Origin of the sequence: Archangium sp. (assembly GCF_036277355.1) — a bacterium.
Classification (GTDB): domain Bacteria; phylum Myxococcota; class Myxococcia; order Myxococcales; family Myxococcaceae; genus Archangium.
This window is the reverse complement of sequence record NZ_DASUNC010000055.1, coordinates 1-10,807: the sequence shown is the minus strand read 5'-3', so window position 1 is coordinate 10,807 and position 10,807 is coordinate 1. Positions and strand designations below refer to the sequence as shown.

Annotated in this window: 11 protein-coding genes; 3 read left to right on the top strand and 8 right to left on the bottom strand. The window is 70.3% G+C overall.

The window, feature by feature from the left end; genetic code table 11:
* Positions 1–212 precede the first annotated feature (212 nt).
* Positions 213–467, top strand: a complete 255-nt coding sequence (locus tag VFZ09_RS14510; RefSeq protein ID WP_329728158.1) for a hypothetical protein — start codon at positions 213–215, stop codon at positions 465–467.
* A 137-nt stretch (positions 468–604) separates the two neighbouring features.
* Here the strand turns inward: VFZ09_RS14510 and VFZ09_RS14505 are convergent, their stop codons facing one another.
* From VFZ09_RS14505 to VFZ09_RS14485, 5 genes are all read right to left on the bottom strand, one after another.
* On the bottom strand, positions 605–1,252 hold the full coding sequence (locus VFZ09_RS14505; RefSeq protein WP_329728157.1) for a hypothetical protein: 648 nt from the start codon (positions 1,250–1,252) through the stop codon (positions 605–607).
* Positions 1,253–1,303: 51 nt separating this feature from the next.
* On the bottom strand, positions 1,304–3,049 hold the full coding sequence (locus VFZ09_RS14500) for a hypothetical protein (protein ID WP_329728156.1): 1,746 nt from the start codon (positions 3,047–3,049) through the stop codon (positions 1,304–1,306).
* Positions 3,050–3,117: 68 nt separating this feature from the next.
* Positions 3,118–5,190, bottom strand: coding sequence for a cation:proton antiporter (locus VFZ09_RS14495; protein ID WP_329728155.1), 2,073 nt, complete (start codon positions 5,188–5,190; stop codon positions 3,118–3,120).
* A 37-nt stretch (positions 5,191–5,227) separates the two neighbouring features.
* Entirely contained in the window at positions 5,228–6,559 is a 1,332-nt protein-coding gene (locus VFZ09_RS14490; protein WP_329728154.1) for a hypothetical protein, read from the bottom strand.
* A 183-nt stretch (positions 6,560–6,742) separates the two neighbouring features.
* On the bottom strand, positions 6,743–6,976 hold the full coding sequence (locus VFZ09_RS14485) for a chaperonin (RefSeq protein WP_329728153.1): 234 nt from the start codon (positions 6,974–6,976) through the stop codon (positions 6,743–6,745).
* Between the two features lie 387 nt (positions 6,977–7,363).
* On the opposite strand from VFZ09_RS14485, the gene VFZ09_RS14480 reads away from it, so the two are divergent.
* On the top strand, positions 7,364–7,906 hold the full coding sequence (locus tag VFZ09_RS14480) for a hypothetical protein (RefSeq protein WP_329728152.1): 543 nt from the start codon (positions 7,364–7,366) through the stop codon (positions 7,904–7,906).
* Between the two features lie 6 nt (positions 7,907–7,912).
* Here VFZ09_RS14480 and VFZ09_RS14475 read toward each other — a convergent pair whose 3' ends face one another.
* The 3 genes from VFZ09_RS14475 to VFZ09_RS14465 all read right to left on the bottom strand — a co-directional run bounded on the left by VFZ09_RS14475 (position 7,913) and on the right by VFZ09_RS14465 (position 9,702).
* Entirely contained in the window at positions 7,913–8,368 is a 456-nt protein-coding gene (locus VFZ09_RS14475) for a hypothetical protein (RefSeq protein WP_329728151.1), read from the bottom strand.
* 2 nt (positions 8,369–8,370) lie between these two features.
* A complete protein-coding gene (locus tag VFZ09_RS14470; protein ID WP_329728150.1) occupies positions 8,371–9,015 on the bottom strand; it encodes an anti-sigma factor family protein in 645 nt (214 codons plus the stop codon).
* 69 nt (positions 9,016–9,084) lie between these two features.
* Positions 9,085–9,702: an RNA polymerase sigma factor gene (locus tag VFZ09_RS14465; protein ID WP_047860775.1), complete on the bottom strand. Its 618-nt coding sequence runs from the start codon at positions 9,700–9,702 to the stop codon at positions 9,085–9,087.
* A 394-nt stretch (positions 9,703–10,096) separates the two neighbouring features.
* Between VFZ09_RS14465 and VFZ09_RS14460 the strand changes: the two genes are divergently transcribed.
* On the top strand, positions 10,097–10,807 hold a 711-nt coding region (locus VFZ09_RS14460; RefSeq protein ID WP_329728149.1), incomplete at its 3' end, for a serine/threonine-protein kinase.

Here is a 10,807-nt window from a genome sequence, read left to right as displayed (position 1 = left end):
GGTACCTCTTCTATAACTCGTTCCCAAGCAAGTGGCGCCTCAAGCAAGATTCTGGCCTCCGCGAAACGTCGATTGGCGACGTCATAGAACATCTGTCTTGAAAATCGCGCTGCCACTGTCCTCTCCGGTGCCACATATCGTGCCTGAAGTAGCCCAAAGTCGAGTTCTGACTCTACATTGCTATCTACACTAGATCAGTTTGGTAGAACACGGTGCTACGCGCGGGCCACACCATCATCCTCGTGGCGCGCCGCGCCGAGCTGGCCCGGGCCGTGGAGTACCTCACCGCCGAGGCCAAGCGCCAGAGCGACACGCCGCTGGCGGAGATGCTGCGCAAGGTGGACTTCCTCGCGCCGCTCAACGACGAATCGCCCTGCTCACCGGAGAGCCGCGTGCCACGAGCGCCAGGGCCGCCACGGCGTGCGAGCTGGCCGCCGTGGGCCGCGACGACTTCCAGGGGATGGTGATGGCCAACCCCACGGTGGCGCTGGAGATGAGCCGCCTCCTCGGGCAGCGGCTGGCGAAGATGGCGCAGCAGGACCGGGCGCCCCAGAAGCGCAAGGGCCTGTTCGGCCGCTGAAGCACGGAGCTCCGGGCTCGCCCTTCAGGCGGCGAGCAGGAGCCGCTCCCGGGCCTTCGCGAACGCGTGCGCCGCGCGCACCAGCAACTCCAGGTTGCGCCGGACCTTGCCGGCATCCTCCACGAAGGCGGCGGTCTCATACGCGAGGCCCACGTGGTTACCCTGCACGAAGCTCACGCTCTCGGGGTTCACGAGCTCGTGGAGTGCCTGCTGGACGTCCGGGTCCTGGAGGAGCTTCTGGCCCGCCTCGACCGAGGCGCACTGGAAGATGTGGGCCTTGTCGAGCACGGGCTCTCCCGCCTTGAAGACGTTGGGAGTGCCCACCCCCTCGAACAATGCCGTCCACTTGCGCGGCGCGGCGACGAAGTGCCGGGGCAACTTCCCGGGCACTTCCACCCGCCCCACGTACACGTGCTCGTTCTCCTTCCTCCCGCCCATGCGCTCGCCCTTCTCCCGGAAGATGCGCACGGGCAGCCCCTCGAGCTCGCCGGAGAGGGTGCCTCCCCTCTCGTACGTCAGTCCGAGCGGCCCGGCCATGTTGGCCCAGGAGGCCTGCCGTTTCTCATCGAGCAGCTCCTGCTTCTTCGCGGCCCAGTAGCCATAGGTGAGGGAACCCGCCATGAAAACGAAGAAGGCGATGACCTCGGGCGAGCCCCAATCCAGGATGTCCATGACGCGCCCAGCATACCCCGCCGCGGCCCGCCCCGCTCCAGGAGCCGGGGTTCACGCCGGGGGCGCGCGTCGACCTGTGAGGGCCAGGAAGAGCACCCCGCCCAGCGCCGCCACGCCCAGCCAGGTGCCCACCCATCCGGCGGGCGTCATCCCGGGCTCCACGGTGAAGGAAGACTGACCGGGAAGCAGCCGCACCCCGAGCAGCCCCTGCTCGGAGAAGGTCTCCAGGGCGCGCTCGCCGTCCCCCGTGGCGCGGTAGAAGTCATAGGCCACCACGGGCAGCACGAGCGGACCGCCCTGGGGTGCATCCACGCGCACGCTCCACCGCGAGCCGTCGCGCTCCGCCTCGAGCACCTGGATGCCTCCACCCGGCACCGGTGAATCGGACACGCGCTCCACCCACTGCTCCACGGGGTGGGTGCGAGGCAGGTACTCGCCGTTGGCCGTGAACCCGCTGAAGCCATTGCGCCGCAGCGTCCACGGGTTGATCGCCGCGTCATCCCAATCCCCCACCAGGCTGTTGGTGCGCAGGAAGGGCGGCGTGGACAGGGCGAGCACCACCGTCGCCCCGGTGATGATGGCGCCCAGGCGCGGGCTGATGGGCGCGCGGGCCAGGAAGAGCCCGGCGGCGGCGAGCGAGAGGAACGCCGTCACGCCCAGCAGGCGCCAGGGGAACTGGATGGCGCTGAACGCCGTGGGCAGCACGCTCACGAAGGGAAGCGGGGCCACCATGAAGAGGAGACAGCCGGCCCACAGCACGGCCAGGCCCTTCGCGAGCGCCGTCAGCCGCGCGTCCCCCACCGCCAGGCCGCGCCTCGCCACCACGGCATGGGCCCCGGCCGCCAGCGCCAGCACCACCCACTGGCCCGACCCCAGGGAGAAGCACATGCTGTCGAATTCGAAGGTGGAGATGCCATTCCACCGGTTGGGGTGCTCGTCGAACCACTGCCACGGCTGGACGCGGTGGCCGTGGACGAAGTCGGGCAGGCTCCGCATCACCGCCGGCACGCCCGCCCACACGTCCGGCAGGGCGAGCCGCGCGGGGAGGAAGTGCCAGAGCGTCAGCACCCCGCCCAGCAGCCCGCCCGCGGCCACGCGCCCCGCGTCGCGCCAGCCCAGCCGGGAGCCGAGGCCCCCCAGCACCAGCGCGCCCAGGCCGAGGAAGTACAAGGCCATCACCGCGTGGGTGAGCAGCAGCCCCGCCACCGACAGGGGAAGGAGCCAGGACAGCCGCTCGCGCGACAGCGTCCACCAGGCCCCGGTGAGCACGAGCGGGTACCAGACGAACGTCCAGGACTCCTCGAGCGCGCCGATGACGAACACACTCACGAAGCGGTACGGCAGGGAGACGTAGAGGACGGCCGCCATGAGGGCGAGCCACCGTCTGCCGGTGAGGGCCATGCCCATGCCGTACATGGCCCACCCGGAGAGCAGCACCGCCAGCAGGAAGGACACGTTGACGCCCACCACCATGTCGCCAAGCGACAGGCCCAGGAAGGCGGACAGCCAGTACGCGAGCGGTGGGTGGAAGAAGGGGAACGCGGAGCCTCCTCCCGCCACGGCGTCCGGGAACACCCGCGGAGGGAAGTGCCCGGCGGCGAGCTCCACGGCGTATTGCTGGACGCGCAGATACAGCCAGAAGGTCTCCCAGCTCTGGAAGGCCAGGTCCGAGAGCACCTCGTGGAAGAGGTAGAGCACCAGGAGGAGGATCAACGCGGCGGCGCCCCCATGCGCGGCGAGTGCCCGCCAGCGCGCATGCGGAGGGGAGGCCGGAGGGGTCGTCGTCGGGATGCTCATCCAGCGTCCATCTTTTCAATGGGGCCGGTCCGGGTCCAGCAAGCGAGCGAGCATCTCCGGCCCGTCCGTCAGGACGCGTGGACCCCGGGCCGCGCGGGCTCCGCGGGAGGAGGCGGCGGCCTGGGGTCGATCTCCAGGGCATCCACGTAGCACCAGCCCCAGTGCTCACCGGGCTCGAAGGAGCGCATGAGCGGGTGCCCCGTGGCCTCGTAGTGCTTCATGGCGTGCCGGCCGAAGGACGCGTCGCAGCAGCCCACGTGGCCGCACGTCAGGCACATCCGCAGGTTGTGCCAGCGCAGGTGCAGCGCCAGGCAGGCCTCGCAGCCCGACGTCCGGGGCAACACGTCGTGGCGGAGCTGCTCCAGGTGCGAGCACGTGGTGGCCGTGCCCCGCCGCAGCCCGCCCATCGTCCCCAGCATGCGCCGGGGCCCGGAGACGGGGCCGTGCTCGGGGACGCCCTCGTGGCGCAACCCGGCCAGCAGCGTGTTCATGGCCTCCTCCGCCACCCCGCCCGCGTGCAGCACCCGCGTCACCGCCTCCAGCGCCGTCTCGAACTCGCCGGCCACGATGTCGTTCGCGCCCCGCTCGTGCAGGTCTCCGATGTCCCGCAGCCGGGGCACCTTCACCAGGATGGGCACGTCCGGGGACAGCCTCCGCGCGGCCGACACCGCCCGCTGCGAGCCCTCGGGGTCACTGATGAGCAGCACCAGCGCCCGCGCCCGGTGGATGCCCGCGCGCTCCAATATCTCCGGGCTGGTGATGTCGCCGTAGTACATGACCTCGCCGCGCCGCCGCGCCTCGGCCACCACGTGGGGATCCAACTCGATGACCACGTGGGGCAGGTTGCTGGCGCGCAAGGCCCGCACCACCATGCGCCCGGCGGTGCCCAGCCCCGCGACGATGAAGTGCTGGGAGAGCGCCTCGTGCTCGGGCTCCAGCCGGTGCGGCCCATGCGCGCCGAACAGCGCCTCCAGGGGCCGCAGGTGCGCCACGCCCGCCGCCAGCCGGGGCGCGAAGCTCAACGCCACCGGCGTCACCGCCATGGTGAGGACGCTCATGCACACGAAGAGGCTCCGCTCCTCCATGCTGAGCAGCCCCTCCCGCAGCCCCGCGTTGGCCAGCACGAAGGAGAACTCGCCAATCTGCGCCAGCCCCACGCCCGCCAGCACCGCCACCCGCACGGGGAAGCGCATCACCAGGGCCCCCACCCCGCCGAGCACCGACTTGCCCACCAGCACCCCCACCAGCAGCGCCGCCACCAGCACCGGGTGCTCCACGATGACGTGCACGTCGAAGAGCATGCCGATGGAGATGAAGAAGAGGCTGGCGAACGTCTCGCGCAGCGGCAGCACGTCCGCCAGCGCCTGGGTGCCATAGTCGCTGTCCGCCAGCGCCACCCCGGCCATGAAGGCCCCCAGCGACAGGGACAGCCCCGCCAGCGAGGACAGCCAGGCCACGCCCGCGCCCAGCCCCAGCACCGCCAGCAGGAAGAGCTCGCGCCGCCGCGTGCCCGCCACCGCCTCGAGCAGCGGCGGCACCGCCACCCGTCCGAGCACCAGCGTCGCCACCACCAGCAGCGCCGCCCGGGCCAGCACCCAGGCGATGGACGCCGCGCCCACCTCCCGCCCCGCCAGCAGCGGAATGGCGAGCATCATCGGCACCACGCACAAGTCTTGAAAGATGAGCGCCCCGACGATGAGGCGCCCGTGGGGCGCGTCCGTCTCCTGCCGCTCGCCGAGCGCCCGCAGCACGATGGCCGTGCTGGAGAGCGCCACCAGGAAGCCGAAGAAGACGCCCTTGCGCGCGGAGAAACCCAGCACGGCGGCCACCGCCACCACGGCCACCAGGGTGAGCACCACCTGGAGGCCTCCTCCCAGGGTGAGCACCTTCCACAGCCGCCTCAGCCGCTCGAGCGAGAACTCCAGCCCGATGCCGAAGAGCAGCAGCGCCACGCCGAGGTCCGCCAGTGCCTCCAGCCGCCAGGTGTCGCCCACCCAGCCGAGGCCACTCGGGCCGATGAGCGCACCCGCGGCGATGAGGCCGGCGATGGTGGGAAGTCGCAACCGGCTGAGCGCCAGGACCACCACCACCGCCACCCCGAAAACAACGACCAATTCCTGAAGCAGCTCGGGAGCCTGCATGGGGCGCCTCCCCACGCCTCAGACTCCCGTAACGGCCTCAGCGCTGGAAGTCCACGCCCACGCCCAGGCCCGCCGTGAAGCCGTGGCGCAGGTGGCCTTCCGCCTGCGGGAAGTGCTCCCGGCCCGCCGTGACGAGCCCGTACACCGCGGGCAGGAAGCGGTGGCGCACCTCGAGCGCCGCCGAGTAGCGCGGGTGCATCATCAGGTCCGTGAGGATGACGCGCAGCTCGGCCACCGTCTTGCCGCCCGGCAGGTGCGCCTGGAGCACGGCGTCCGCGTCGATGCGGCCCGTGCTGACGAAGTATTCCCCGGACGCGCTCGCCGTCAGCTCCAGGTCCTCCGGCCCGCCCGGGCTCACCGAGGCCGCGAACTCGCCGTAGCCGGAGAACGTCCCCGGCAGCAGCTCCTCGGCCAGCGGCTGCTCGCTCAGGCCCACGCCGGAGAAACGCGCGAACTCGTAGCCCGCGCCGAAGAAGCCGAAGCGGAAGCGGCCGCCCTGGCGCCGCGCCTCCAACCGGCCGGTGAGGTCCACCGCCGCGTTGGGCTGGCCGCGCACCACCACGCCCAAGGCCACGCCGTAGTCCGGAATCGACTCGATGAGCGTGTCCGCCCGGGCCCCCGCCGCCGCCTGCAGCCACAGCTGCACCTTGTCGTTCTTCAGCACGCCCGCCTGGAAGCCCACGCTCGCCGCGGACAGCGGTGGCGTCGTGCCGCCCGCCTGGCCGAAGTCATGCGCCGCGTCCACCGACAGCAGGAAGCGGTCGAAGGCCGTGCCCTGGTCGCTCAGCACGCGGCCCAGGTCCAACCGCACCTCGGCGGCGAAGAGGCGCAGGGCCAGCACGTCGCTCGCGAAGAGCTCCACCCGCGTGGGCCCGAGGTACGCCACGGCGTTGCCGCCCGCCGGGTGGTAGTCCGGCGAGAGGCGGTTGTGGTAGCGGTTCACCAGCCAGCCCCCGCCGAGCGAGTACGTGGAGAAGCCGCCCGCGCGCAGCTGCACGCGCCCATCGTCCCGGCCGATGCGCAGGTTGCGCAGAATCTGGGCGAAGTCGCTGCGCTCGTCCCAGTCCTGGCGCCGCAGTCGGCCGCCATGGTCCTGCTCCAGCTGCTGGGGCGCTTGGTCCAGGAAGCGCAGGCGCAGGGGCGCGCCCAGCTCGAACTCGAACTCATCGCCGCCCTTCACGCCCAGGCGCGGAAAGGCGACAGCGAAACCGTCCATCTGGTTGGCACCCGTGCCCGAGGGCAGGGCCAGTCCACCCACCTCGAGCGCGGCCTGGAATTGAATGCCATCATCCGCGGACGCGGCGGGATTTTCGACGAAGGCCCTGGGGGCCTGATGGAGCACGGAGGCAAGAACGAGGGCACCAATCATGGCGCGTCACTCTACCGCGCTTCACGGCCGGTGCCCGGTGACAGCACGTCGAAGGCGTACACGGCTCGCCCTCTCGGAAATCAAGCAAGCGGCCCGCGTCCTCCCACCCCAGCCCCGACCCGCTCCACGCCCTGGCTCGCCCCGCTCCATCCCTGGACGCGGGCCGCTGCCCGAAACCCGCGCTCAACCCACGAAGACGATCTGCTTGCCCGTCGCCTCGGTCATGGCCCGCGACGACACCAGCTTCACGGCCGCCGTCGTCTCACCCGCCACATCGAAGGCCGCGGCGATCAAATCCCCCAGCGTCACCTGCACCTTGCGCACCGGCCGGCTCGCCTTGGCCACCGCACGCCCCGCCGTCCCCTTCACCCGACGCGCCACCTTCGCCACCTGTCCACCCCGCTGGGTCTTCGCCATGGATCGCCCTTCCCTCTGGTCTGGGTTGCCTGTCTCGTTGCCGACGCCCCACGCCGCCGCCCGACGTGAAACCCTTGGAGCAACCCGCGTGCCTATGCATAACCCCCTGGAATCACTGGACTCCCACAAGGTGAGAGGGCCGCGAGCCCCCCGTCCGGGACTGGCATTTCTACAAAAGGGGGGGTGGAGCACCCTGGAACGAATGACCGGAACCGACACCCGCGGAGACGCACGCACCTCTTTCACGCGGTGCACACCGCCTCTATCGAGAAGACGACGCGAGCGCGCGGCCCCGAGGGGGACCCCCCTGCCCTCCCCGCCGGGAATGGCGTCTACTCGTGGCCCCCCAGTCGTTTCAGACGAAGTCCTCCTCGGGAGCCAGCCAGCATGAACAACCGCGTCATTCCCCCAGAAGTCCAGGTGTTGGGCCAGTCCATCATGGCGATGGTCGGAGGAATGGAGCTGCTCAAGTCCAGGGCGATGAAGATCCTCGCGGAGAACGGCATTGCCGCGCTGGAGCCGCAGGGGTGGTACCCCATGCGCAACGCGCTGACGGCCATCGGAAGCATCGAGCAGAAGATTGGCCCGGTGACGATGCGGGCGGTGGGCCGGAAGGTGCCGGAGCACGCGAAGTTCCCGCCGGAGATCCGCACGCTGGAGCAGGCGCTGGGCTCGCTGAACGTGGCCTACCAGATGAACCACCGGGGCCAGCAGAACGGCAACATCGGCGGCTACCGCTTCGAGACGGCGCCGCACGGCGGGCGGATGATTTGCGACAACCCCTACCCGTGCAACTTCGACCACGGAATCATCGAGGCGCTGTGCGAGCGCTTCCGGCCGAAGGACGCGATGTGGGTGCGCGTGGAGCACGCGCCGCTGGGGTGCCGCCAGAAGGGCGGCATGGACTGCACCTACCTCATCAGTTGGTGAGGGGGACTACTTCGCGGGCGGCGCGGTGAGCACGAGGATGAGCTCACCGCCCACGTGCTTGCCGGCGCGCTGGTAGACGGCGCCCTCGCGGCCCAGCTCCACGTCCACGGCGGACAGCTGGGGCACGTCCACGCGCAGGGTGGCGGTGTCGCCCTGCATGCGCAGCAGCTTGAGCGAGGCGTTGACGCCGTTGGGCAGCTTCACCTCGGTGGGCTCCTTGCTGCTCACCTCGATGGACTGCTGGGACAGGCGCTTGAAGGAGGTGAAGTTGAAGTTCTGACGCTGGAACGTCTCCTTCATCTTCTGGAGCTGGGGCGGACTCACCTCGGAGCCATTGCGCGAGACGAGCACCACCTCCACCTCCACCTTGAGCTTCTGCTCCTGGGCGAGCGCGGCGCCTGGCAGGAGGAACAGCCCCAGCAGGGCCAGCGCCAGCAGGGCCCCCGGCATGCGCGTCGTCATCCTCATAGCTCTCCTCCCTTGGGGGGCTGGGGCTTGGCCGGGCCCTTCTTCAGCGGCTCGCCGTCCAGCTCGTCGTGCTCGTCCGGCGGGGTGCCGGCCTTGGGCTCGGTGGCCGAGCCATCGTGCGCCGGAGCCGTGTCCTGGTCCACCACCCAGATGATGGTGTTGCCATCATCGGACTCGAGCACCACCGGGGCCACCTTGGCCCCCTCGGAGGCCCGGACGGCGCGCACGCGCATGCGGTCCGCGCCGTAGCCCAGGGGGGCGTCGTTCTGGTTCATCACCAGGGGAATCACCACCAGGGCGAGCACCGCGGCGGTGGCCAGCGAGGAGACCATGGCGGTGCGGTGGTAGAGGAACATCTCGGAGAGCGAGATGCGCAGCCGCTCCAGGAGGGGAGGACGCTCGGGCGTCACCCGGGCCATGACGCGCTGGGTGAAGTCCTTGAAGTCCACCTCGTCCACGGCCATTTCGAGGCCCACCCGGAGCAGGGCGGACTCGGCACGCAGGTCGGCGGCGCGGCCGGCGCAGTCGCGGCAGGCGCCCAGGTGGCGCTCCACGTTGACGCGGTCAGCGGGGGACAGCTCCCCATCGATGTAGGGGGACAGCAGTGGGACGAAGCGCTCGCACGCGGGATTTCCGGCCATGTTCCTCACCCGGCGTAATGGGGGACGTGCGGGTTGGACGGGAGCGGGGCACCGATATTCCAGCCCCTTTCACTCACTGCCCACTCCGCTCTTCGCCTCGTCCAACTCCAGGTATTCACTGAGGATTTTCTGCACCTTGGCCCGGGCGTGGAAGAGGCGGCTCATCACCGTGCCCTTGGGAATGTCGAGCGTGCGGGAGAGGTCCTCGTAGGACATGCCCTCGATTTCGCGCAGCAGGAGGATGGCGCGGTGCTTCTCGGGGACGGCGGCGAGGGCCTCTTGAATCTTCTCGGCCAATTCCCGGCGCAGGGCGCTCTTCTGGGGGTTGGTGCCCAGGCGGCTGCCGAGCGCGCCGATGCGGGCCTCGGACAAGTCGTTGGCGACGGACTCGTCGAACTCCTCGGTCTCGCCGCCGGAGGCACCTTTGCGGCGCATCACGTCGATGCAGATGTTGACGGTGATGCGGTAGAGCCAGGTGTAGAAGGAGGAGTCGCCCTTGAAGTGGTCGAGGTACTTGTAGACCTTGACGAACGCCTCCTGGGAGACGTCCATCGCCTCTTCCTTGTCCTTCAGCATGCCCAGCGCGACGGCATACACCTTGCGTTGGTAACGCTCGACGAGGAGCTTGAAGGCGCGCTGGTCTCCGCCGCGGACGCGCTTGACGAGAGTGAGATCGTCGGTAGCCAAGGGTGCGCCACCCTAGCATGAGCGCCCCGGCGCCCAAGCAATAGTGCGAGGGGCGGCCGTTCACCGGTGGGCGGCCGTCGCGGCGGATGGGCACGGTGTTGGACACCCGGGCCGCGCGCGCTCGGGGACACCCCGAAACCGTGAATCGCCAACCTTCGTCCCCCCGGCCGCGCTTCAGGTGTAGACGTCTACGCCTGGGGTATAGGTCCCCAAACCACATCAAGTGTAGACGTCTACACCTGGGCGGAGGTGCCTCCCGTTTCCGGATCGGAGCGCGTGAGAGGTCCGGACACCGTCCTGGCCAACCCCCGTGCCGGATGTGGCGCCACGGGAGGAGGCGACGGGTCATGTTAGCCTCCGGACTTCGGAGGTAACCCCAGTGAAGAGAGCGTGGGTGTACAGACTGCCCGAGCCCGGGGAGCGGGTGGGCCAGTACCGGGTGGTGGGCCCGCTGGGCCAGGGCGGCCAGGGCCACGTGTTCCTGGCCGAGTGGGAGGGCCGCTCCTATGTCCTCAAGTTCTTCCGCTCCCTGCCGGTGAGCCACTCGGGGGAGTTGGAGCTCGACATCCTGCGCCACCTGGAGCACCCCAACGTGGTGCGGGTGCTGGGCCATGGGCGCTGGCCCACCCCGGAGGAGGGCTACTTCTACCTCGTCATGGAGTACGTGCCGGGGCGGACGCTGCTGGGCCATGCGCTGGAGCACAACCCCTCGGCGCGCACGGGTGCCACGCTGATGTGGGAGGCGGCACGGGCGCTCGCGGTGGTGCACCGCCAGGGCGTGCTGCACAGAGACATCAAGCCGCACAACCTGCTGGTGAGGGAAGCGGACGGCAAGCCGGTGTGGGTGGACTTCGGAGTGGGCCACCTGGAGGGCCGCGCCACGCTGCCGCGCATGAGGCGGCTGCCGCCGGGGACGCCCGAGTACACCAGCCCCGAGGCGTACCGCTTCCTCCAGGAGCACCCGGAGGAGGAGGCGCGCTACCAGCCGGGCGTGGCCGACGAGGTGTGGGCCTTCGGCGTCACGCTGTACGAGTTGCTGACGGACAAGCTGCCCTTCGGCTCGCGCCTGGGCAACCCGCGCATGGTGGAGGACATCCGCACCCGC